The organism is Kluyvera cryocrescens NBRC 102467 (assembly GCF_001571285.1).
GTDB lineage: Bacteria > Pseudomonadota > Gammaproteobacteria > Enterobacterales > Enterobacteriaceae > Kluyvera > Kluyvera cryocrescens.
On record NZ_BCTM01000007.1, the window covers coordinates 1 to 22,448 of the forward strand.

The 22,448-nt window shown below is 54.0% G+C and carries 20 protein-coding genes and 1 pseudogene; 10 read left to right on the top strand and 11 right to left on the bottom strand.

All coding sequences use genetic code 11. The features are described from left to right. Positions 1-277 precede the first annotated feature (277 nt). The 5 genes from pstS to phoU all read left to right on the top strand — a co-directional run bounded on the left by pstS (position 278) and on the right by phoU (position 4,925). Positions 278-1,318 (top strand): phosphate ABC transporter substrate-binding protein PstS, encoded by a 1,041-nt coding sequence (gene pstS / locus KCR01S_RS04855; RefSeq protein ID WP_061280364.1) that lies wholly within the window; start codon positions 278-280, stop codon positions 1,316-1,318. 71 nt (positions 1,319-1,389) lie between these two features. Next, complete coding sequence (gene pstC / locus KCR01S_RS04860) at positions 1,390-2,352, top strand: phosphate ABC transporter permease PstC (protein ID WP_061280367.1); 963 nt, start codon at positions 1,390-1,392, stop codon at positions 2,350-2,352. Continuing rightward, entirely contained in the window at positions 2,349-3,239 is an 891-nt protein-coding gene (gene pstA, locus KCR01S_RS04865) for a phosphate ABC transporter permease PstA (protein ID WP_061280371.1), read from the top strand. The genes pstC and pstA overlap by 4 nt, the downstream gene beginning before the upstream one ends. 48 nt (positions 3,240-3,287) lie before the next feature. After that, a complete protein-coding gene (pstB, locus tag KCR01S_RS04870; RefSeq protein WP_035893601.1) occupies positions 3,288-4,061 on the top strand; it encodes a phosphate ABC transporter ATP-binding protein PstB in 774 nt (257 codons plus the stop codon). A gap of 138 nt (positions 4,062-4,199) precedes the next feature. Further along, positions 4,200-4,925, top strand: a complete 726-nt coding sequence (gene phoU, locus KCR01S_RS04875; protein ID WP_052284581.1) for a phosphate signaling complex protein PhoU — start codon at positions 4,200-4,202, stop codon at positions 4,923-4,925. A gap of 81 nt (positions 4,926-5,006) precedes the next feature. On the opposite strand, the gene yieH is transcribed toward phoU, so the two are convergent. Then, positions 5,007-5,672 carry a 6-phosphogluconate phosphatase gene (gene yieH / locus KCR01S_RS04880; protein ID WP_061280374.1) on the bottom strand — a complete coding sequence of 222 codons (666 nt, stop codon included), beginning with the start codon at positions 5,670-5,672 and terminating at the stop codon, positions 5,007-5,009. Between the two features lie 167 nt (positions 5,673-5,839). Here yieH and adeP point away from each other — a divergent pair, with 167 nt between their 5' ends. Continuing rightward, complete coding sequence (gene adeP, locus KCR01S_RS04885) at positions 5,840-7,177, top strand: adenine permease AdeP (protein ID WP_061280377.1); 1,338 nt, start codon at positions 5,840-5,842, stop codon at positions 7,175-7,177. 102 nt (positions 7,178-7,279) lie between these two features. On the opposite strand, the pseudogene KCR01S_RS04890 reads toward adeP, so the two are convergent. The 10 genes and pseudogenes from KCR01S_RS04890 to rpmH form a co-directional block, all read right to left on the bottom strand. Further along, positions 7,280-7,847: pseudogene (locus tag KCR01S_RS04890) on the bottom strand (NADPH-dependent FMN reductase). Positions 7,848-7,885: 38 nt separating this feature from the next. Further along, the gene (locus tag KCR01S_RS04895; RefSeq protein WP_061280382.1) at positions 7,886-8,635 is read right to left on the bottom strand and encodes a 4'-phosphopantetheinyl transferase family protein; all 750 of its coding nucleotides are present in this window, start codon (positions 8,633-8,635) and stop codon (positions 7,886-7,888) included. Between the two features lie 157 nt (positions 8,636-8,792). Further along, a complete protein-coding gene (gene yidZ, locus KCR01S_RS04900; protein WP_061280385.1) occupies positions 8,793-9,752 on the bottom strand; it encodes an HTH-type transcriptional regulator YidZ in 960 nt (319 codons plus the stop codon). Continuing rightward, entirely contained in the window at positions 9,721-10,902 is a 1,182-nt protein-coding gene (locus KCR01S_RS04905; RefSeq protein WP_061280387.1) for an MFS transporter, read from the bottom strand. The genes yidZ and KCR01S_RS04905 overlap by 32 nt, the downstream gene beginning before the upstream one ends. A gap of 94 nt (positions 10,903-10,996) precedes the next feature. Continuing rightward, entirely contained in the window at positions 10,997-11,404 is a 408-nt protein-coding gene (locus KCR01S_RS04910) for a GNAT family N-acetyltransferase (RefSeq protein WP_061280391.1), read from the bottom strand. Positions 11,405-11,523: 119 nt separating this feature from the next. Next, positions 11,524-12,888 (bottom strand): tRNA uridine-5-carboxymethylaminomethyl(34) synthesis GTPase MnmE, encoded by a 1,365-nt coding sequence (gene mnmE, locus KCR01S_RS04915; protein WP_061280393.1) that lies wholly within the window; start codon positions 12,886-12,888, stop codon positions 11,524-11,526. Between the two features lie 75 nt (positions 12,889-12,963). After that, entirely contained in the window at positions 12,964-14,610 is a 1,647-nt protein-coding gene (yidC, locus tag KCR01S_RS04920) for a membrane protein insertase YidC (RefSeq protein WP_061280397.1), read from the bottom strand. 2 nt (positions 14,611-14,612) lie between these two features. Next, a complete protein-coding gene (gene yidD / locus KCR01S_RS23920) occupies positions 14,613-14,870 on the bottom strand; it encodes a membrane protein insertion efficiency factor YidD (RefSeq protein ID WP_072129142.1) in 258 nt (85 codons plus the stop codon). Then, entirely contained in the window at positions 14,834-15,193 is a 360-nt protein-coding gene (gene rnpA, locus KCR01S_RS04925) for a ribonuclease P protein component (RefSeq protein WP_052284591.1), read from the bottom strand. Before rnpA ends, yidD begins: the two co-directional genes overlap by 37 nt. Positions 15,194-15,210: 17 nt before the next feature. After that, positions 15,211-15,351, bottom strand: a complete 141-nt coding sequence (gene rpmH / locus KCR01S_RS23925; protein ID WP_003023858.1) for a 50S ribosomal protein L34 — start codon at positions 15,349-15,351, stop codon at positions 15,211-15,213. Positions 15,352-16,124: 773 nt separating this feature from the next. On the opposite strand from rpmH, the gene dnaA reads away from it, so the two are divergent. From dnaA to gyrB, 4 genes are all read left to right on the top strand, one after another. Further along, a complete protein-coding gene (gene dnaA, locus KCR01S_RS04935; protein WP_061280403.1) occupies positions 16,125-17,522 on the top strand; it encodes a chromosomal replication initiator protein DnaA in 1,398 nt (465 codons plus the stop codon). A 4-nt stretch (positions 17,523-17,526) separates the two neighbouring features. Continuing rightward, on the top strand, positions 17,527-18,627 hold the full coding sequence (dnaN, locus tag KCR01S_RS04940; protein ID WP_052284593.1) for a DNA polymerase III subunit beta: 1,101 nt from the start codon (positions 17,527-17,529) through the stop codon (positions 18,625-18,627). 207 nt (positions 18,628-18,834) lie between these two features. After that, a complete protein-coding gene (gene recF / locus KCR01S_RS04945; RefSeq protein WP_061280985.1) occupies positions 18,835-19,908 on the top strand; it encodes a DNA replication/repair protein RecF in 1,074 nt (357 codons plus the stop codon). 28 nt (positions 19,909-19,936) lie between these two features. Beyond that, positions 19,937-22,351: a DNA topoisomerase (ATP-hydrolyzing) subunit B gene (gene gyrB / locus KCR01S_RS04950; protein WP_061280407.1), complete on the top strand. Its 2,415-nt coding sequence runs from the start codon at positions 19,937-19,939 to the stop codon at positions 22,349-22,351. Positions 22,352-22,448 lie beyond the last annotated feature (97 nt).

The window sequence follows — 22,448 nt, forward strand, 5'->3', positions numbered from 1 at the left end:
TCCGGCTATGTCTCAGGCATAGCCGGATTTTTTTTACCTGCTATAACTGTCATAAAGCGCAGCAATTTTGCTGTCATAAAAAGAAAATTTTTTTGAAATTTTATTGTAAATTATTTTTATAATTTATTGATTTTAATGGCTTTAATAATGACGTTTTTCACAGGGTTTCTGTTGTCATTAAACTGTCATAAACCTTACATATAACTGTCACCTGTTTATCCTATTTTGCTCATCGTAGCCACTAAACAACACTTTACGGATCCTTGCAGGAGACATTATGAAAGTTATGCGTACCACTGTCGCAACTGTTGTCGCCGCGACCTTATCGATGAGCGCTTTCTCTGCATTTGCAGCAGCAAGCCTGACAGGTGCAGGTGCAACCTTCCCTGCGCCAGTGTATGCCAAATGGGCAGATACCTATCAAAAAGAGACCGGTAGTAAAGTTAACTACCAGGGTATCGGTTCTTCCGGTGGCGTAAAACAAATCACTGCTAACACCGTAGATTTCGGTGCGTCTGACGCTCCGCTGTCTGACGAAAAACTGACGCAGGAAGGCCTGTTCCAGTTCCCGACCGTGATCGGCGGTGTTGTGCTGGCCGTCAACATCCCTGGCCTGAAATCAGGCGAGCTGGTGCTGGATGGTAAAACGCTGGGTGACATTTACCTCGGCAAGATCAAAAAGTGGGATGATGAAGCCATCACCAAACTGAACCCAGGCGTCAAGCTGCCTTCTCAGAACATCGCCGTTGTGCGTCGTGCTGACGGTTCTGGTACCTCCTTCGTCTTCACCAGCTATCTGGCGAAAGTGAACGAAGAGTGGAAATCCAAAATCGGTTCCGGTTCTACCGTGAACTGGCCGACCGGTCTGGGCGGGAAAGGTAACGACGGCATCGCCGCCTTCGTACAGCGTCTGCCGGGTGCGATTGGTTACGTGGAATATGCTTACGCTAAGCAGAACAACCTGGCTTACACCAAGCTGATTTCTGCTGACGGAAAAGCGGTTAGCCCAACCGAAGAGAACTTCGCCAACGCGGCTAAAGGCGCTGACTGGAGCAAATCCTTCGCGCAGGACCTGACCAACCAGAAAGGCGAAGGCGCGTGGCCAATTACCTCCACCACCTTCATTCTGGTTCACAAAGAGCAGAAGAAGCCTGAGCAGGGCGCTGAAGTGCTGAAGTTCTTTGATTGGGCGTACAAAAACGGTGGGAAGCAGGCTAACGAACTGGATTATGCTACCCTGCCGGAAAGCGTGGTTGAGCAGGTTCGTGCTGCATGGAAGACCAACGTAAAAGATAGCAGCGGTAAAGCGCTGTACTGATTACGGTAGCCCGGCGGTGACGCCGGGCATCTGTAAACGTCGTCGCGGATTTTAAACTGAAAGAGTAATTTATGGCTGCAACCAAGCCTGCTTTTAACCCACCGGGTAAAAAGGGTGACATGATATTCAGCGCGCTGGTAAGACTGGCTGCGCTGATTGTGCTATTGATGTTGGGCGGGATTATTGTCTCCCTTGTCATCTCTTCCTGGCCCAGCATGGAGAAGTTCGGCTTCGCCTTCCTGTGGACCAAAGAGTGGGATGCACCTAACGATGTCTACGGTGCACTGGTACCGATTTACGGTACGATCGTCACTTCTGTTATCGCCTTGCTGATCGCCGTTCCGGTGAGCTTCGGCATCGCACTCTTCCTGACTGAACTGGCACCCAACTGGCTCAAGCGCCCGTTAGGTATCGCGATTGAACTGCTGGCGGCGATCCCCAGTATTGTTTACGGCATGTGGGGGCTGTTTATCTTTGCTCCGCTGTTCGCGACCTACTTCCAGGAACCGGTCGGCAATATTCTTTCTAACATCCCGTTTGTCGGTGCTCTGTTCTCCGGCCCGGCGTTTGGTATCGGTATCCTGGCGGCGGGTGTCATCCTTGCCATCATGATTATCCCGTATATCTCCGCCGTTATGCGTGATGTGTTCGAACAGACCCCGGTGATGATGAAAGAGTCAGCCTACGGTATTGGCTGCACCACCTGGGAAGTTATCTGGCGCATCGTCCTGCCGTTCACCAAAAATGGGGTTATCGGCGGCGTGATGCTCGGCCTTGGCCGCGCGCTGGGTGAAACCATGGCGGTGACCTTTATCATCGGTAACACCTACCAGCTCGACAGCGCCTCGCTGTATATGCCGGGCAACAGTATTACCTCTGCGCTGGCAAATGAATTTGCTGAAGCGGAATCTGGCCTGCACGTCTCGGCCTTGATGGAACTGGGCCTGATCCTGTTTGCGATTACCTTTATCGTTCTGGCCGCCTCGAAGTTCATGATCATGCGCCTGGCGAAAAATGAGGGGGCACGTTCATGACCACTCTGGAAATGCAAAACACCGCTGAGCTGGCCGAGTCCCGCCGCAAAATGCAGGCTCGTCGCCGCATGAAGAACCGCATCGCGCTGACGCTCTCTATGGCCACGATGATCTTCGGCCTGTTCTGGCTGGTGTGGATCTTAATGGCCACCATTACCCGCGGTATTGATGGGATGTCGCTGGCGCTGTTTACCGAGATGACTCCGCCGCCGAACACAGCGGGCGGTGGTTTGGCAAACGCCCTGGCGGGCAGCGGCCTGCTGATTCTGTGGGCGACCGTGTTTGGTACGCCGCTGGGCATAATGGCGGGTATCTACCTTGCCGAGTATGGGCGTAAGTCCTGGCTGGCTGAAATTATTCGTTTTATTAACGATATTCTGCTCTCCGCTCCTTCTATTGTGGTCGGTCTGTTCGTCTACACCATCGTGGTGGCGCAGATGCAGCACTTCTCCGGCTGGGCGGGCGTGATTGCGCTGGCGCTGCTGCAGGTACCCATCGTGATTCGTACCACCGAGAACATGTTGAAGCTGGTGCCGGATAGCCTGCGTGAAGCGGCCTATGCGCTGGGGACGCCGAAATGGCGGATGATCTCGGCCATTACGCTCAAAGCGTCTATTTCCGGGATTATGACCGGCATCCTGCTGGCGATTGCGCGCATCGCGGGTGAAACGGCACCGCTGCTGTTTACCGCGCTCTCCAACCAGTTCTGGAGTACCGACATGATGCAGCCTATCGCTAACCTGCCGGTGACCATCTTTAAATTTGCGATGAGCCCGTTTGCTGAGTGGCAGCAACTGGCCTGGGCCGGGGTGTTGATTATCACTCTGTGCGTACTGCTGCTGAACATTCTGGCGCGCGTCATTTTCGCGAAGAAGAAACACGGTTAATTTTTTACAGCGCGGCCAACGGCGGCGCTGGATGAGGAAGAGATTGAGATGAGTATGGTGAACACAACTCCGGGTAAGATTTCAGTACGTGACCTGAACTTCTACTACGGCAAATTCCATGCCCTGAAGAACATTAACCTGGATATCGCAAAAAACCAGGTTACCGCGTTTATCGGCCCGTCGGGCTGCGGTAAATCGACGCTGCTGCGTACCTTTAACAAAATGTTTGAACTGTACCCAGAGCAGCGCGCGGAAGGTGAAATTTTGCTGGATGGCGACAATATTCTCACCAATACCCAGGATATCGCGCTGCTGCGTGCGAAAGTGGGCATGGTATTCCAGAAGCCGACGCCGTTCCCGATGTCCATCTATGACAACATCGCCTTTGGCGTACGCCTGTTTGAAAAGCTGTCGCGTACCGATATGGATGAGCGCGTGCAGTGGGCGTTGACCAAGGCCGCATTATGGAATGAAACCAAAGATAAACTGCACCAGAGCGGGTACTCTCTCTCCGGTGGTCAGCAGCAGCGTCTGTGCATCGCGCGCGGTATCGCCATTCGCCCGGAAGTTCTGCTGCTGGATGAGCCGTGCTCAGCGCTTGACCCGATCTCAACCGGGCGTATCGAGGAGCTGATCACCGAGCTGAAAGAGGACTACACCGTGGTTATCGTGACCCACAACATGCAGCAGGCTGCGCGTTGTTCCGACCACACGGCGTTTATGTACCTGGGCGAATTGATTGAGTTTAGTAACACGGACGATCTGTTCACCAAGCCCGCGAAAAAACAAACTGAAGATTATATTACTGGCCGCTACGGTTGATATGCCCTTCATTTTTTAAGCGAGAGCCGCGCTGGTTGCGTTGACCGGTCCCGATAATGCAGCGAACTGCATTATCGGGAACTTAGCGAAACACACGCCTTGTTCTTGCTAGAAATCGTTTGGGCATCTGGAGAAATGATGGACAATTTAAATCTCAATAAACATATTTCCGGCCAGTTCAACGCAGAACTGGAAAGCATCCGCACCCAGGTGATGACCATGGGTGGCATGGTAGAGCAGCAGCTTTCTGATGCGATTACCGCGATGCACAACCAGGACAGCGAGCTGGCGAAGCGCGTTATTGAAGGCGATAAGCACGTCAACATGATGGAAGTGGCGATCGACGAAGCCTGCGTGCGCATTATTGCCAAACGTCAGCCAACGGCGAGCGACCTGCGTCTGGTGATGGCTATCATCAAAACGATCGCTGAACTGGAACGTATTGGCGACGTTGCGGATAAAATCTGCAGCACCGCGCTGGAGAAATTCTCGCATCAGCACCAGCCGCTGTTGGTAAGCCTGGAATCGCTGGGCCGCCACACCGTACAGATGCTGCATGATGTGCTGGATGCATTTGCGCGCATGGATCTGGACGAAGCGGTGCGTATTTACCGTGAAGACAAGAAAGTTGACCAGGAGTATGAGGGCATTGTGCGCCAGCTGATGACCTATATGATGGAAGACCCTCGCACCATTCCAAGCGTGCTGACCGCACTGTTTTGCGCCCGTTCTATCGAGCGTATCGGCGATCGCTGCCAGAATATCTGTGAATACATTTTCTACTTCGTGAAGGGGCAGGATTTCCGTCACGTTGGTGGTGATGAGCTGGATAAGCTGCTGGCGGGGAAAGCACCGAAAGAGTAAGCGTCTTAGCGGCCGGCGTTTTGCTGGCTTGTAGCGGATGAGAGAGGCCGGATAAGCGCGTGCGCTATCCGGCTTTTTCATTTATCGCGTAATATCCCAGCCGCGCGCTTTCCACAGTGCAGGCAGCTGCGACAGATCGGTAAACGTCGTGACTTTGGGATGGTCAATCGGCTTGTTATGCGGATCGGCGCAGAAATAGAACACCTCCATTCCCGCATCAATTCCCGACTGGGCGCCGGCCGATGAGTCATCCACCAGGATGCAGTTCTCGACATTGACGTTCATGGCTTTCGCCGCGTGATACATCAGCGCCGGATCGGGCTTCCAGCGCTGAATATCGTAGCCGCTGAATAATTTATCCGGAAAATGGTGCAACATTCCCAGTTTGCCCAGCGAATGCTGCATTTTGCTGACCGGGCCGTTTGAGACGATACACATGGGAATATTGACTGCATCAATAAGGGCATTCGCGCCATCGATCACCTCGAGTTCTGTGTCGAAAAGGCGTGCGACCTCTGCGCGGTACACGGGTTCTAACGCGGATTTCTCAAGCGTAGTGCCGTGCTCCTGGTTGATGATGTCGATAATTTCGTAGAGCTTTACGCCCTTGAAACGTTTAAAAATCTCTTCCAGATCGAGCGTGATGCCAAATGTTTTAAACATATGGACGTAGGCCCGTGAACAGATAACCTCGCTGTCAACCAGCGTGCCGTCACAGTCGAAAAAAACCGCTTCAACTCCGGACATGTCATTTCCTTTTTAACAAGTTTAACGTTTACGTAATGCAGAATTAAGAGACGCAATCGTTGCCGTATAAGCAAAATCAATGAAAAAAGTATCTCAGAACCGCGCCTATTGTCGCATTTTGGTATAGGATAGCGACGAATTTTCCTTCCTTTCTGCGGAAATAGATAATGAGCCAACAACACACCACCCCGGCTTCCGGTCAGGGGATACTGGAGCGCGTGTTTAAACTGCGCGAACACGGCACAACGGCACGCACCGAAGTGATCGCCGGTTTCACCACTTTCCTGACGATGGTCTACATCGTCTTCGTAAACCCGCAAATTCTTGGCGTCGCCGGAATGGACACCAGCGCGGTGTTCGTCACGACCTGTCTGATTGCGGCGCTGGGCAGTATCCTGATGGGCGTATTCGCTAACCTGCCGGTGGCGCTGGCGCCAGCGATGGGCCTGAACGCCTTCTTCGCATTTGTGGTGGTACAGGCGATGGGCCTGCCGTGGCAGGTGGGCATGGGCGCTATCTTCTGGGGCGCCGTAGGCCTGCTGCTGCTTACGATTTTCCGCGTACGTTACTGGATGATTGCGAATATTCCGGTGAGCCTGCGTGTGGGCATCACCAGCGGTATTGGTTTATTCATCGGCATGATGGGGCTGAAAAACGCCGGCGTTATTGTCGCAAACCAGGACACGCTGGTTTCTATTGGCAACCTGACCTCTCACAGCGTTCTACTGGGCGTTCTGGGCTTCTTTATCATCGCGATTCTGGCATCCCGTAATATTCATGCGGCAGTTCTGGTGTCTATCGTGGTGACCACTCTGCTGGGCTGGATGCTGGGCGACGTTCACTATAACGGTATCGTCTCCGCACCACCGAGCATTACCACGGTTGTGGGCCACGTTGATCTCGTCGGTTCGTTTAATCTTGGCCTGGCTGGGGTGATCTTCTCCTTCATGCTGGTTAACCTGTTTGACTCCTCCGGCACGCTGATTGGCGTCACCGATAAAGCCGGTCTGGCGGATGAAAAGGGCAAGTTCCCACGTATGAAGCAGGCGCTGTTCGTGGATAGCGTCTCTTCGGTCGCCGGTTCCTTTATCGGTACTTCATCCGTTACCGCGTATATCGAATCTTCTTCCGGTGTTTCCGTTGGCGGCCGTACCGGTCTGACGGCGGTGGTCGTTGGCCTGCTGTTCCTGCTGGTGATTTTCCTGTCACCTCTGGCGGGAATGGTGCCGGGCTATGCGGCGGCGGGTGCGTTGATTTACGTTGGCGTGCTGATGACCTCAAGCCTGTCACGCGTGAAGTGGGATGACCTGACTGAAGCGGTTCCGGCGTTTATTACCGCGGTGATGATGCCATTTAGCTTCTCGATCACCGAAGGTATCGCGCTGGGCTTTATCTCTTACTGCATCATGAAAGTGGGCACCGGTCGTTTCCGCGATCTCAGCCCGTGCGTGATTATCGTCGCGCTGCTGTTTATTCTGAAGATTGTGTTTATCGACGCTCACTAAAGTGAGGCTTGCGGTATCAGGCGACGCTTTGCTGACCTGATAGACGAGAGAATGAAGGCCCGGTAAGCGTGACGCTGCCGGGCCTTTTCTTTAGGTTTTAACTTAGGCTTTAACGCGCTGAATATATTCGCCAAACGCGGTCAACTGACCGGTCAGGTGATCCAACGTTCCCTGCTCAATCACTTCACCTAACTGCGGGTCGACCTTGTTCTGAATGACGCCGCCCATAAACTCTGGTTTGTTCATCACCATGGCATCGAGGAAGACCAGGATCTGACGCAGATGGTATTGGCAGCGCGCGCCACCAATGGCGCCCATGGAGCTGGTCTGGATCAGTACCGGTTTACCCGCCAGCGGTTGATCCGGCAGGCGGGACAGCCAGTCGATGGCATTTTTCAAGCCACCCGGTACGGAGTAGTTATATTCCGGCGTGACGATGACGACGCCGTCAGCCTGGCGAATTTGTTCAGCCAGCGCTTCTACGCTTTGCGGGAATCCATCTTCTTGTTGCAGATCAGCATCGTACAGCGGGATATCGCCAATCGACGGGAGCGGAGAGACGCTCATGCCCGCCGGGGCGATTTTTGGCAGGGTGCGTGCCACCATACCGTTAAATGAACCTTTGCGCAGGCTTTCCCAATAACGTAACAACTTTCAACGCTTCAGACATGATTACTCCTTTGCATCATGAGGCTGTTTTCAGCCGAATCAGTTGAGTATAAGCGCTTTCTCTGCCGGTAGGCTGGTGAATCTCATCAACCGTGCTGCGGGTTCATTGGCCCGCGTTTGTGCGTCCGGCAGGCTGCGCCAACCGTATTTGCCATCAAACTCCCACACTTTTAGCTTCTCAATCGAAGGGGACACGGCGAGTGACCAGGCCAGCACGTCCTCTGCGTCACAAATCGCTTCGAGTTGGTCGGTGGTGGCGGAACGCAGGCGTCCGGAGCCGGGGAGCAGTTGAAGAGACTGCGGCGAGTCGAGATGCACATCGCCGGTCATTTTGAGCACGCTTTGGCGCAGAGCAATTAGCTGTACGCGCGCTTCGTGTGGATCGCTTTGGTTGTTAATCCACAGATTTTCATTACTGGTAAATCGATAGTTTTCCATCATGGTTGCCTGCGGCGTATTGCGCAGCACGCGCAGCAGTTCCATATCGAGGCCGCACTGGCCTTCGGTGGTTAGCGCCACGCCGACAATGTTGCCCGCATAGGCGATGGAAAAATCAGGCAGGTGGCTATCTTTAAAGAAGGGTTTGCCTTCTTTTTGGGTCACGATTTCGGGAAGTTCGCTGATGCCATAAAGCATAAACAGTAGCTCAGCCAGCAGTGCGCGCGACGCCAGATAACGCGTACGGCGATAGGCCGGCAGCTGGCGTGCGATGTTGTGGCTGGTGGATGATAACCTGACCGACAGTAGATGCCCGTCCTTGAGGATCCCTCTTGCAAAGTGCGTCGCCATTTTTCGCTCCGTGATTAATGGACTGTGGATATTGTGAGAGTAACATTTACACAAGTTATGGTCAGGTTTTACTGCCTAAAAATGCGAATGAAAAGGGGTATTACGAGACTTTTACACTTCCCCCTAACTGAAACGCATTATTTTTACGAATAATGAGTCAGGAAACAGTGAGATATAAGGATTTGAGGGTTTCACGCAACCAAATAATTTTCGGGTTGTGACTATTTCGTTTATGCCAAAGCAGGGTGAACGGAACCAGCAGCTTGTCTAGCTGTACGGTATCGAAGGGGAGAGGTCTGGCGACCAAAGAGAGCTGGTGGAGCTGATTATAATAGCGGCAATAGCGCGGTGCCGTGGCCAGCATATGATGATCCGGCTGAGCCGCCATAAACAATGACTGTTCAAACCCAGGCAGGCTGAGAGCGATGTTACGCTCGCGCCCCATCTCCTGCAGGACATCATCCAGCGCCCAGGTGTCGTTTTGCTCCCAGCTGATGCTGATATGCGGGTAGCGCAAAAAGGTCTCCAGACACCATTCTTCCTGTAAAGCGGGATGATCCTCACGCAGCCAGACGCAGGGAAGATCGGAAAACAGCACTTCATAATCGATCGACAGCGGCAGCAGGCTCAGCAATTCGCGTGAACGCGGATGGCTTTCGCGGCCGGTAAAGCCGATATCCACCTCGCCGCGGACAATAGCATCCAGCGAATCGTAGTCCCAGTTGCGGACTTTGATCGACGCCTGGGGATAACGCTGGTAGATCTGCTGCGCCAGCGCATTAAACATGATCATCACCAGCGGCGTTTCGGCGACCAGATCAAATTTCAGCCCGCGCGGCGTCTCGTGGTTTGGCTTATCGAGTAGCTGATTACCCATCTGCATCCATTCTGCCAGGCTATGCTCCATGCTGAGCATCAGCGGCGTGGGTGTTAACCCCAGCGGGGTGTTCACAAACAGCGGGTCATCAAACCAGGCTCTCAGCTTCGACAGCGATTTACTGACCGCCGACGGCGTCACGTTCATCCGTTTGGCGGTTTTGGTCACGCTGCGCTCCTGCATCAGGAGCTGCAGGCAGAGCAGTAAATTAAGATCGAGACTGCTGAGGGATTTCTTCATGGGCTGGCGCGGACCGGTTAGGAGCAACAATGATAATCAACATGATGCTCACTATGCTACAGCCAATCAGAATCCCGATCAGCATATTCAGCGCGTCAAGACCCAGGATGGCAGCTAGCCAAATCCACAGCGATGAGCCGCAGACCTGCGCGATGCCTAAGGCGGAACTCGCGACGCCCGCTCGCAGCGAGAAAGGACCCAGCGCCTGGCTCATGGCAACCCCAAAGCCAACCGAGAAGCCTGCGCAGATTAAGGTCAACCCGAACAGCGTCATGGTGTTGGTATTAGCGAGGGTGAGTACGACTCCGGCGGCCAGAAACAGCACTTGCGAAGCTAGCATCAGGGTGCGTGGCTTGAAGAGACTGAGGGCAAACGGCGTGGAGAACGAGACGGCCATACTGACGCCAGCGGTCATCGCCATGGTGGTGGCGTACTCTCCGCGGTCAAAGCCCATCACTTCCATCAGCAGCACCGGCGAAGTATTCACGAAGGTGAGGATCACCGACACGCTGAGAGTCGTAATGGCGAGGCGGCTGAGGAAAAAGCGGTTTAACAACGACTCCGCGCCGCGCGCCGTTGGCGTTGCGGTCTGGAGAGCCGCTGGACGCGATTCTCGCAGGATAAAAACCGACAGCAGGCACACGACCACCCCCATGCCTATCATCGTGTAGAACAGGCTCTGCCACGGATATTTGAGCATGATCAGATGCCCCATCACCGGCGCTAATACCGGGACGATACAGGTGATCCCGTTGAGTAAAGACAGCACCTTCGCCCGGCGGCGATCGTCTAACGTATCGCGCAGGATCGCAAATGCCACCACGTAACAGCAGCCCGCCCCCACGCCCTGGATAAAACGGCCCACCAGGAACGGTGTACCGCTTTCAGCCATTGAACAGAGCGCTGAGGCGAGAATATAGATAACAGCCCCGACGATGGCGACCGGCTTGCGTCCAGACTGATCGGCCACTTTACCGGCAAACAGCATGGCGGTTGCCATCCCGGCCAGATAGACCGAAAACGCGATATGCAGCTGTGCTTCGCTCGCCTGTAAATCAGCAGCAATGCGGGGTAATCCCACCAGATACATATCAATACCTGCGGGATACAGGAGAACCAAAGCAAAACTGCAGATTAGAAAGCGTGTCATAGCAACCTCATGAGGAATGTGGCGCTAAGCATACGGGGAGTGCGTCTGCGGCACGAGTTGCCATTTGGACAACAGTGATTTCCTATAAGGAAATTTACTTCCAGACTCGCGCCATTCCTTCACTTTCCGGGCGAACGGATTCGAAGCCAAACTTAGCGTACAGCTCGGGAACATCGGCGACTAACGAAACGTAAGATCCCTTAAAGGCATTAGCATTCAGCCAGCCGATCAGCGCTTCCATGACTTTGCGGCCTAATCCTTTTCCTTGATGCGCCGGATCAACGGCGATATCGACAATTTCGAAGTTTAGCGCGCCATCACCGACGATGCGGCCCATGCCCACGGGAACGCCCTGCCAGAGAATATGCACGCCGTAGCAGCTGCGCGGGAGCCCTATTTTGGCCGCCTCAAGCGGGCGGGGGGAAAGCCCGGAAACCTGGCGCAGGCGGCAAAAATCTTCAGCGGAAGGCACGGTCTCCAGCAGGGTGTATTCAGTTGTCATCACGGTTACCTGTCTTAAATGAATAGTTAGGTTTAGCAGGCTTTTTCAGATGCAGGCAAGGCGGGCATGGGAAAAGAACAGCGCCGGAATCAGGCTCAATGTGATTCCGGCGGGGGGACTTATTTACCGATACAGAAGCTAGAGAAAATACGCCCCAGCAGGTCGTCGGAGGTAAACTCGCCTGTAATTTCGCTCAGGCACTGCTGGGACAGACGTAGTTCTTCTGCCAACAGTTCACCTGCCCAGGCGCCCAGAAGCTGTGCTTTACCCTGTTGCAGATGCTCTGCGGCGTCCGATAGCGCCTGCAGGTGACGACGACGGGCCAGGAAGCCGCCTTCCATATTGGTTTCAAAGCCCATGCTCTGCTTGAGATGGTTACGCAGCACGTCAACCCCTTCGCCGGTACGCGCGGAAAGGCGTACAAGTGAGTGGTCATTTACTTCGCTAAGGCCCAGCGTCTCACCGGTAATATCCGCTTTGTTGCGCACCACGGTTATCGGCAGGGTTTTTGGCAGACGGGCGATAAAGTCCGGCCAAATCTCCGCTGGGTCGGTGGCGTCGGTGGTGGTGCCATCAACCATAAACAGCACGCGGTCAGCCTGTTCGATTTCCTGCCAGGCGCGTTCGATACCGATACGCTCCACTTCATCGCTCGCCTCGCGCAGCCCGGCGGTATCAATGATGTGCAGCGGCATGCCGTCGATATGGATATGTTCACGCAGCACGTCGCGCGTGGTGCCGGCGATATCGGTGACGATAGCCGCTTCACGGCCGGCCAGTGCGTTCAGCAGGCTCGATTTCCCGGCATTCGGACGCCCGGCAATCACCACTTTCATCCCTTCACGCAGCAGGCTGCCCTGGCGGGCTTCGGCACGGACGGCGTCGAGATCGGCAATCACGTTGTTAAGCTGGGCTTCGATTTTACCGTCAGAAAGAAAGTCGATCTCTTCATCCGGGAAATCGATAGCTGCTTCGACAAAGATGCGCAGGTGAGTGAGTGCTTCCACAAGGTGGTTAACGCGGGTGGAGAACGCCCCCTGCAGCGAGTTTAGCGCGGAACGGGCCGCCTGCTCGGAGCTGGCGTCAATCAGGTCGGCAATCGCTTCGGCCTGGGCCAAATCGAGTTTATCGTTTAAAAACGCGCGCTCGGAAAATTCGCCGGGTTTGGCAATACGTACGCCCGGCAGCGTCAGAATGCGTTTAAGCAGCAAATCGAGAATTACCGGGCCGCCGTGACCCTGAAGTTCTAACACATCCTCACCGGTGAAGGAGTTCGGGCCGGGGAACCACAGCGCAATGCCTTGATCCAGCGCGCTGCCGTCAGCGTCTTTAAAGGGCAGGTAGTCGGCATAGCGCGGCTTCGGCAGCTTGCCCAGCACCGCCTGTGCGACGTCGCGCGCCTTCAGGCCGGAGATACGCAAAATGCCCACGCCACCGCGTCCCGGTGGGGTTGCCTGGGCGACAATAGTGTCGTTATGGCTCATGGTTAGTCTCTATTTTGTTGCAATAAAAAAGGCGGTCATTCGACCGCCTTTCATTTTAGCGCTTATGGTACCGAATCAGGATTTTTTCTTCTCGCGGCTATGCAGGCCACGTTTTTCCAGACCACGGTAAATCAGCTGCTGCTGAATAATGGTCACCAGGTTGCTGACGATATAGTAAACCACCAGACCGGATGGGAACCACAGGAAGAACACCGTGAAGATGACCGGCATAAAGGTCATGATCTTCTGCTGCATCGGGTCGGTTACCGTGGTCGGAGACATCTTCTGAATGAAGAACATCGTCGCGCCCATGATGATCGGCAGGATGTAGTACGGGTCTTGTGCAGACAGGTCGTGAATCCACAGGATAAACGGCGCATGACGCAGTTCAACGGATGCACTCAGCATGTAGTACAGCGCAAGGAAGATTGGCATCTGGATAATCAGCGGGAAGCAGCCACCCAGTGGGTTCACTTTTTCCGCTTTATACAGGGCCATCATTTCCTGGCTTTGACGCTGTTTGTCGTCGCCCAGACGCTCACGCATCGCCTGAATCTTCGGCTGCAGCATACGCATCTTCGCCATGGAGGTGTACTGCGCTTTAGTCAGCGGGTACATGATGCCACGAACGATAAAGGTGATAACGATGATGGAGAAGCCCCAGTTGCCCAGGAAGCTATGGATCCATTTCAGCAGTTTGAACAGCGGCTGAGAGATGAACCACAGCCAGCCATAGTCAACGGTCAGGTCCAGGTGTGGCGCAACGGCGGCCATTTTGTCCTGAATCGCTGGGCCCACCCACAGGGTGCTGTTCAGCTTATCAACCTGGCCTGGCTGAACCAGTACTGGCTGAGATTTGTAGCCAATGGCCACAACGCCGTTACCGAGGTTAGCGGTGTAAAGGTTGTTAGTGCCTTTGTTATCTGGAACCCATGCAGTGGTGAAGTACTGCTGCAGCATCGCCACCCAACCATTCTGGGTATTGGTGTTCAGGTTCTCGTTATCAACGATCGTATCGAATTTGTATTTTTCATATTTCGAATCGGAAGTTGAATACGCCGCGCCGCGGAAAGTATGCATGGTAGACAGGCCACCGGTCTGGGTATCACGACTGGTTGGCAGCGCAGCGGTTTGCTTGAGCTGACCAAAGGTCGAGATTTCCAGCGGTTTGTCGCTGACGTTCTGCACGTTATAGCCAACGTTCACCGCATAATCACCGCGTTTCAGGGTGAAGGTTTTGGTGAAGACGTTGCCCGCTTTATCGGTATAGGTCAGTGGAATGACGAGTTCATTCTGACCGTCAGCCAGTACAAACGCATCTTTATCAACGTTATACAGCGGACGAGGGCCGTTAGCCGGGTTATCCGGGCCATCACGACCGGTTAAGCCGCTCTGTGCCTGATAGATAAACTGTGGTGTGGTTTCCAGTAACTGGAACGGTTCGTTAGATTTCAGTGCTTTCGGGTATGCCGGAAGCAGTGCCTGCTCAACATCACCACCGCGGGTGTTGATGGTCAGCTCAAGCACATCAGTTTTAACCGTGATCAGTTTCCCTTGGCCACTGGCTGGTACGCCCTGGTCTGCGGCGCTACCCGCTGCTGTGGTCGTAGTCTGCGTGGTCTGCTGCTGGGTCTGAGGATTGTTATCCTGCTCCCAGGCTTGCCAGATCATGAAAGACACGAACAACAAAGCGATGATAAGAAGATTGCGTTGCGAATCCATCGTTAGTGTTCTCTGGTATCAAATGGTCCAGGCGGGACGGGGTCGTCACCACCAGGGTGTAAAGGGTGGCATTTTAATACGCGTTTCACTGTCAACCAACTGCCTTTTATCACTCCAAACCTGCGCAATGCCTCAATTCCGTACTGAGAACAGGTTGGCGTGAAACGGCAATGCGGCCCGAGTAGCGGACTAATCAGGCGCTGATAGACCCGAATCAGGCCTATCAGGAGCCGGGAGATAGGCGACAGTGACGGCGCCATAATTTTTCCAACGCTTCCGAGAGAGCACGGTTATCGAGATCGGCAACCCCTTTCTTCGCCACCACCACGAAATCCATAGGCGGAAGTTCATGCTGACGTAAACGGAAACTTTCACGCGTCAGACGTTTAATCCGATTGCGTTCATGTGCGCGCTTAACGTTTTTCTTGGCGACGGTAAGACCGATGCGGGGATGCCCCAGCGAATTTAGGCGGCCGAGGATGGTGATTTGCGGCGTGCCAGCCCGTTGTGGCTGCTGGAAGACGAATGTGAAATGATTGGGAGTTAACAAACGTAACTCCCTGGGAAATGCTAGCTTAACCACTCGAAGGGTTAGCTTTATTACTTAGAAACGGTCAGACGAGAACGGCCTTTAGCACGACGACGTGCCAGAACCTGACGACCATTTTTATTAGCCATACGAGCACGGAAGCCGTGAGAACGGTTGCGCTTCAGTACAGACGGTTGAAAAGTGCGTTTCATGGCGATTTCTACCTAAACTTGAATAAATTCAATGGCTTTATTGGATATCCGAACGAAAATCGAACGATGGACACCGAAGCCATGGGTGATTAAAGAGGCCGGATTGTAATAATTGTACACTCCGGAGTCAATTCTCTTTCCTTATTTACCGCGTAAAAAACCACGTTTTACCGTAATTTTTCGCCCGGTAAATGAGCAGCACCCCACGCCGAAATTCGGGCGGAATGCACCGGGTGGGGGATTATACGGCCTGCCTGTTAAAGCGCAAGGATCATCCTGGATCTTTGTTAGATCATTTAAGCAGAAATTTGTCGCTAGTCATTAATTTTTCCAATATGCGAAGGAAATCGTGCCTCCTCTTCGCCGGGATCGTTTACACTTACCGCTTCCGGATCCAGCCTGTGGATAAATCGGGAAGAATCTGTGAGAAACAGAAGATCTCTGGCGCAGTTTACGCTATGATCCTCGGCCCGATCGCGATCGGTGGATCGTTTAGGGGAAGTACCGCGCTCTTTCAGCACAGCGTCTGAAGGGCCGTTGAAAACCGCAAATAGCGGTTCGCACGTCACCCGCTTGCATCGGGTCTATTCGACGTGCGTCAAAAATCACGAATTTTTAATCTTATACACAGCATTTGTTCGGGCTGCATTTTTGCAGCAGCTGAATGAATCCCCGACAGCATTCAGTTTTGCTGACGGTAGGGTTTTCAGAGGTAGCCTGCAGGTTTGCCTGGAGGATGATGTGTATCGACTTTTTTTCGAGTGGAGTCCGCCGTGTCACTTTCGCTTTGGCAGCAATGTCTTGCCCGATTGCAGGATGAGTTACCAGCCACAGAATTCAGCATGTGGATCCGCCCATTGCAGGCGGAACTAAGCGATAACACGCTGGCCCTGTACGCGCCAAATCGTTTTGTGCTTGATTGGGTACGGGATAAATACCTCAATAACATCAACGGACTGTTGAATGATTTCTGCGGGACAGATGCCCCGCAGCTGCGTTTTGAGGTCGGCACCAAGCCTGTCACGCAAACCCTTAAAGAAACGGCGAGCGTGAGCGCCCCGGCGCAAACGGCACAAGTTTATGCGCCACGCGTCGCACCGGCACCGCGTGCGGGTTGGGATAACGTCCCGGCACCTGCGGAACCGTCCTACCGCTCCAATGTTAACGTTAAGCACACCTTTGATAACTTTGTTGAAGGTAAATCGAACCAGCTAGCCCGTGCGGCGGCGCGCCAGGTTGCGGACAATCCAGGCGGCGCCTATAACCCACTGTTCCTCTACGGCGGCACGGGTTTAGGTAAAACGCACCTGCTGCATGCGGTAGGAAACGGCATTATTGCCCGTAAACCGAATGCAAAAGTGGTGTATATGCACTCCGAACGCTTTGTCCAGGACATGGTAAAAGCCCTGCAAAACAACGCGATCGAAGAGTTTAAACGCTACTACCGCTCCGTAGATGCATTGCTTATCGATGACATTCAATTCTTTGCTAATAAAGAACGATCCCAGGAAGAGTTTTTCCATACCTTTAACGCCCTGCTGGAAGGTAATCAGCAGATCATCCTCACGTCGGATCGCTATCCGAAAGAGATCAATGGCGTAGAAGATCGTCTTAAATCCCGTTTCGGCTGGGGGCTGACCGTCGCCATCGAACCGCCTGAGCTTGAGACTCGCGTCGCTATTCTGATGAAAAAAGCCGACGAAAATGATATTCGTCTGCCAGGCGAAGTGGCGTTCTTTATTGCCAAGCGTCTACGCTCTAACGTGCGTGAACTTGAAGGGGCGCTGAACCGCGTTATCGCCAACGCCAATTTTACCGGCCGGGCGATCACCATCGATTTCGTGCGTGAAGCACTGCGCGATCTGCTGGCGCTGCAGGAAAAGCTGGTCACCATCGACAATATTCAGAAGACGGTGGCGGAGTATTACAAAATCAAAATTGCGGACTTGCTCTCCAAGCGACGCTCTCGCTCGGTTGCGCGTCCGCGCCAGATGGCGATGGCGTTGGCGAAAGAGCTCACCAACCACAGTCTGCCGGAAATTGGCGATGCGTTTGGTGGCCGTGACCATACCACCGTGCTGCACGCCTGCCGTAAGATTGAGCAGCTGCGTGAAGAAAGCCACGATATCAAAGAAGACTTTTCCAATTTAATCAGAACATTGTCGTCGTGATCCTATGAAATTTACCGTAGAACGTGAACATTTATTAAAACCGTTACAACAGGTGAGTGGCCCGCTTGGCGGGCGTCCGACATTGCCGATTCTGGGTAACCTGCTGCTGCAGGTCGCGGACGGCACGCTGTCGCTGACCGGTACCGATTTAGAAATGGAAATGGTAGCGCGCGTTACGCTGCTTCAACCGCATGAACCGGGCGCGACTACCGTGCCGGCGCGTAAATTCTTCGACATTTGTCGTGGCCTGCCGGAAGGTGCGGAAATCGTTGTGCAGCTGGAAGGCGACCGCATGCTGGTACGCTCTGGCCGTAGCCGCTTCTCACTGTCTACGCTGCCCGCTGCCGACTTCCCGAACCTGGACGACTGGCAGAGCGACGTTGAGTTCACGCTGCCACAGGCGACGATGAAACGTTTGATTGAAGCCACTCAGTTCTCGATGGCTCATCAGGACGTGCGCTATTACTTAAACGGCATGCTGTTTGAAACCGAAGGCGAAGAGCTGCGTACCGTAGCGACCGATGGGCACCGCCTGGCGGTCTGTTCGATGCCGGTTGGGCAATCTCTGCCGAGCCATTCGGTGATCGTGCCGCGTAAAGGGGTGATTGAGCTGATGCGTATGCTTGACGGTGGCGATACGCCGCTGCGCGTGCAGATTGGCAGCAATAACATCCGCGCCCACGTCGGCGATTTTATCTTTACGTCCAAGCTGGTGGATGGTCGTTTCCCTGACTATCGCCGCGTGTTGCCGAAAAATCCGGATAAACACCTGGAAGCTGGCTGCGATATCCTCAAGCAGGCGTTTGCCCGTGCGGCCATTCTCTCAAACGAGAAATTCCGCGGCGTGCGTCTGTATGTGAGTGAGAACCAGATTAAAATCACGGCCAATAACCCAGAGCAGGAAGAGGCAGAAGAGATTCTGGATGTCTCCTATCCTGGTACCGAGCTGGAAATCGGCTTCAACGTTAGCTACGTGCTGGATGTGCTGAACGCGCTGAAATGCGAAACCGTCCGTATCCTGCTGACGGACTCCGTCTCCAGCGTGCAGATTGAAGACGCAGCCAGCCAAAGCGCGGCTTACGTCGTGATGCCAATGAGACTGTAGTGTCTGATAAGGGGCAGGTTTACTTGCCATTTCGCCTCCCGGCAGTGCTCGACAAAACGCTTTGCGTTTTGGACGTCTGTAAGACGGTCCGATGGACGAGCGGAGCGAGCAAATGCTCGCGTACTTCGTGTACGCTCCGCTTTCTGTGCGCTGGCGGTAGACGAACTGGCTGCGACACCCATGCCCCTGGACGAATATAATCAGCTTATGTCACTGACGCGCTTACTCATCAAAGATTTCCGCAATATCGAAGCTGCGGATCTCGCGTTATCCCCTGGCTTTAACTTCCTGGTTGGCGCTAACGGCAGCGGCAAAACCAGCGTTCTGGAAGCCATTTATACGCTGGGCCACGGCCGGGCGTTTCGCAGCTTGCAAATCGGCCGCGTGATTCGCCACGAACAGGACGCTTTTGTGCTTCATGGGCGTCTAAAAGGCGAAGAGCGTGAAACGGCCATTGGCCTGACGAAAGATAAGCTCGGTGACAGCAAGGTTCGCATTGATGGCACCGACGGTCATAAGGTCGCTGAGCTGGCGATGATGATGCCAATGCAGCTGATTACGCCTGAGGGGTTTACTTTACTCAACGGCGGCCCCAAATACAGAAGAGCATTCCTTGATTGGGGGTGCTTCCACAATGAAGCCGGATTCTTCACTGCCTGGAGCAACCTGAAGCGGTTACTCAAGCAGCGCAATGCAGCGCTGCGCCAGGTGAGCCGTTATGAACAACTGCGCCCCTGGGATAAAGAACTGATCCCCCTTGCGGAACAGGTCAGCCGCTGGCGTGCGGAATACAGCACCGGTATCGCCGAAGATATGGCGGATACCTGCAAACAATTTCTCCCGGAGTTTTCTCTCGCCTTCTCTTTCCAGCGTGGCTGGGAAAAAGAGACCGATTATGCCGAAGTGCTGGAGAAAAACTTCGAACGCGACCGTATGCTGACCTACACAGCGCACGGTCCGCACAAGGCGGACTTCCGCATTCGCGCCGACGGCGCGCCGGTAGAAGACACCTTATCGCGCGGGCAGCTCAAGCTGCTGATGTGCGCACTACGTCTGGCACAGGGCGAGTTTCTCACCCGTGAGAGCGGACGACGCTGCCTGTACCTGATAGATGATTTTGCCTCGGAACTTGATGATGCGCGACGCGGCCTGCTGGCAAGCCGTTTAAAAGCCACGCAGTCACAGGTTTTCGTCAGTGCGATCAGCGCTGAACACGTTATAGACATGTCGGACGAAAATTCGAAGATGTTTACCGTGGAAAAGGGTAAAATAACGGATTAACCCAAGATTAAATGAGCGAGAAACGTTGATGTCGAATTCTTATGACTCCTCCAGTATCAAAGTCCTGAAAGGACTGGATGCGGTGCGTAAGCGCCCGGGTATGTATATCGGCGACACGGATGACGGCACCGGTCTGCACCACATGGTATTCGAGGTTGTGGATAACGCTATCGACGAAGCGCTCGCAGGGTACTGTAAAGACATCGTTGTCACCATCCATAGCGATAACTCCGTATCCGTACAGGATGACGGTCGTGGTATCCCAACCGGTATTCACCCGGAAGAGGGCGTATCGGCGGCGGAAGTGATCATGACCGTTCTGCACGCAGGCGGTAAATTCGATGATAACTCCTACAAAGTTTCCGGTGGTCTGCACGGCGTCGGCGTGTCGGTTGTAAACGCCCTGTCGCAGAAGCTGGAACTGGTTATCCAGCGCGATAACAAAATCCACAAACAGATTTATGCGCACGGCGTGCCGCAGGCTCCGCTAGCGGTCACTGGCGATACCGAGAAAACCGGTACCATGGTGCGTTTCTGGCCGAGCTACGAAACCTTCACCAATGTCATTGAATTCGAATATGACATTCTGGCAAAACGCCTGCGCGAGCTGTCATTCCTGAACTCCGGCGTGTCTATCCGTCTGCGCGATAAGCGCGACGGCAAAGAAGATCATTTCCACTACGAAGGTGGCATCAAGGCATTTGTTGAATATCTCAACAAAAACAAAACGCCAATCCACCCAAATATCTTCTACTTCTCCACCGAAAAAGACGGTATCGGCGTTGAAGTGGCGCTGCAGTGGAACGATGGTTTCCAGGAAAACATCTACTGCTTTACCAACAACATTCCACAGCGTGACGGTGGTACTCACCTTGCCGGCTTCCGTGCGGCGATGACCCGTACGCTGAACGCCTACATGGACAAAGAAGGCTACAGCAAAAAAGCGAAAGTCAGCGCCACCGGCGATGATGCTCGTGAAGGCCTGATTGCCGTGGTTTCCGTGAAAGTGCCGGATCCGAAGTTCTCCTCACAGACCAAAGATAAACTGGTTTCTTCTGAGGTGAAAACGGCAGTTGAGCAGCAGATGAACGAACTGCTGAGCGAATACCTGTTGGAAAACCCATCCGACGCCAAGATCGTTGTGGGCAAAATTATTGACGCTGCGCGTGCTCGCGAAGCGGCCCGCCGTGCGCGTGAAATGACTCGCCGTAAAGGTGCGCTGGACTTAGCCGGCCTGCCGGGCAAACTGGCGGACTGCCAGGAACGCGACCCAGCCCACTCTGAACTGTACCTTGTGGAAGGGGACTCTGCGGGCGGCTCTGCAAAACAGGGGCGTAACCGTAAGAACCAGGCCATTCTGCCGCTGAAGGGTAAAATCCTGAACGTTGAGAAGGCGCGCTTCGACAAGATGCTCTCTTCTCAGGAAGTGGCAACGCTGATCACTGCGCTGGGCTGCGGTATCGGTCGCGATGAGTACAACCCGGATAAACTGCGCTATCACAGCATCATCATCATGACCGATGCGGATGTCGACGGCTCGCACATTCGTACGCTGCTGTTGACCTTCTTCTATCGTCAGATGCCAGAAATCGTTGAACGTGGCCACGTCTACATTGCACAGCCACCGCTGTACAAAGTGAAAAAAGGCAAACAGGAACAGTACATCAAAGACGATGAAGCAATGGATCAATACCAGATCTCCATTGCCCTTGATGGCGCAACGCTGCACACCAATGCTCACGCTCCGGCGCTGGCGGGTGAAGCGCTGGAAAAACTGGTTGCCGAGTTCAACGGTACGCAGAAAATGATCCATCGTATGGAGCGTCGTTTCCCGAAAGCGCTGCTGAAAGAGCTTATCTATCAGCCAACGCTGGTGGAAGCCGATCTCTCCGACGAGCAAAAAGTGACCCGCTGGGTGAACACCCTGGTTTCCGAGCTGAACGAGAAAGAGCAGCACGGCAGCCAGTGGAAATTTGATGTTCGCGAAAACGTTGAACAGCAGCAGTTCGAACCGATTATCCGCGTCCGTACCCACGGCGTTGATACCGATTATCCGCTGGATAATGAATTCGTGACCGGCGGTGAATACCGCCGCATCTGCACGCTGGGTGAGAAACTGCGTGGCCTGGTGGAAGAAGACGCGTTCATTGAACGTGGCGAGCGCCGTCAGCCGGTTGCCAGCTTCGAGCAGGCGCTGGACTGGCTGGTGAAAGAGTCCCGCCGTGGCCTCTCCATTCAGCGTTATAAAGGTCTGGGAGAAATGAACCCTGATCAGCTGTGGGAAACCACCATGGACCCAGATAGCCGCCGCATGCTGCGCGTCACCGTGAAAGATGCGATTGCTGCTGACCAGCTGTTCACCACCCTGATGGGCGACGCCGTTGAACCGCGTCGTGCGTTTATCGAAGAGAACGCCCTGAAAGCGGCGAACATCGATATCTAATCGCGTGTCGAACCCACGAAAACGCCTGAATCTTTCAGGCGTTTTTTTTTGCCCCATCCCGCGATCACCTATACTTCACTACGTCTTCTATTAACCG

Bases quoted from the DNA above. Each gene is read 5' to 3' on its own strand.
- pstS (WP_061280364.1), top strand. From the start codon at position 278: ATGAAAGTTATGCGTACCACTGTCGCAACTGTTGTCGCCGCGACCTTA.
- pstC (WP_061280367.1), top strand. From the start codon at position 1,390: ATGGCTGCAACCAAGCCTGCTTTTAACCCACCGGGTAAAAAGGGTGAC.
- pstA (WP_061280371.1), top strand. From the start codon at position 2,349: ATGACCACTCTGGAAATGCAAAACACCGCTGAGCTGGCCGAGTCCCGC.
- pstB (WP_035893601.1), top strand. From the start codon at position 3,288: ATGAGTATGGTGAACACAACTCCGGGTAAGATTTCAGTACGTGACCTG.
- phoU (WP_052284581.1), top strand. From the start codon at position 4,200: ATGGACAATTTAAATCTCAATAAACATATTTCCGGCCAGTTCAACGCA.
- yieH (WP_061280374.1), bottom strand. From the start codon at position 5,672: ATGTCCGGAGTTGAAGCGGTTTTTTTCGACTGTGACGGCACGCTGGTT.
- adeP (WP_061280377.1), top strand. From the start codon at position 5,840: ATGAGCCAACAACACACCACCCCGGCTTCCGGTCAGGGGATACTGGAG.
- KCR01S_RS04895 (WP_061280382.1), bottom strand. From the start codon at position 8,635: ATGGCGACGCACTTTGCAAGAGGGATCCTCAAGGACGGGCATCTACTG.
- yidZ (WP_061280385.1), bottom strand. From the start codon at position 9,752: ATGAAGAAATCCCTCAGCAGTCTCGATCTTAATTTACTGCTCTGCCTG.
- KCR01S_RS04905 (WP_061280387.1), bottom strand. From the start codon at position 10,902: ATGACACGCTTTCTAATCTGCAGTTTTGCTTTGGTTCTCCTGTATCCC.
- KCR01S_RS04910 (WP_061280391.1), bottom strand. From the start codon at position 11,404: ATGACAACTGAATACACCCTGCTGGAGACCGTGCCTTCCGCTGAAGAT.
- mnmE (WP_061280393.1), bottom strand. From the start codon at position 12,888: ATGAGCCATAACGACACTATTGTCGCCCAGGCAACCCCACCGGGACGC.
- yidC (WP_061280397.1), bottom strand. From the start codon at position 14,610: ATGGATTCGCAACGCAATCTTCTTATCATCGCTTTGTTGTTCGTGTCT.
- yidD (WP_072129142.1), bottom strand. From the start codon at position 14,870: ATGGCGCCGTCACTGTCGCCTATCTCCCGGCTCCTGATAGGCCTGATT.
- rpmH (WP_003023858.1), bottom strand. From the start codon at position 15,351: ATGAAACGCACTTTTCAACCGTCTGTACTGAAGCGCAACCGTTCTCAC.
- dnaN (WP_052284593.1), top strand. From the start codon at position 17,527: ATGAAATTTACCGTAGAACGTGAACATTTATTAAAACCGTTACAACAG.
- recF (WP_061280985.1), top strand. From the start codon at position 18,835: ATGTCACTGACGCGCTTACTCATCAAAGATTTCCGCAATATCGAAGCT.
- gyrB (WP_061280407.1), top strand. From the start codon at position 19,937: ATGTCGAATTCTTATGACTCCTCCAGTATCAAAGTCCTGAAAGGACTG.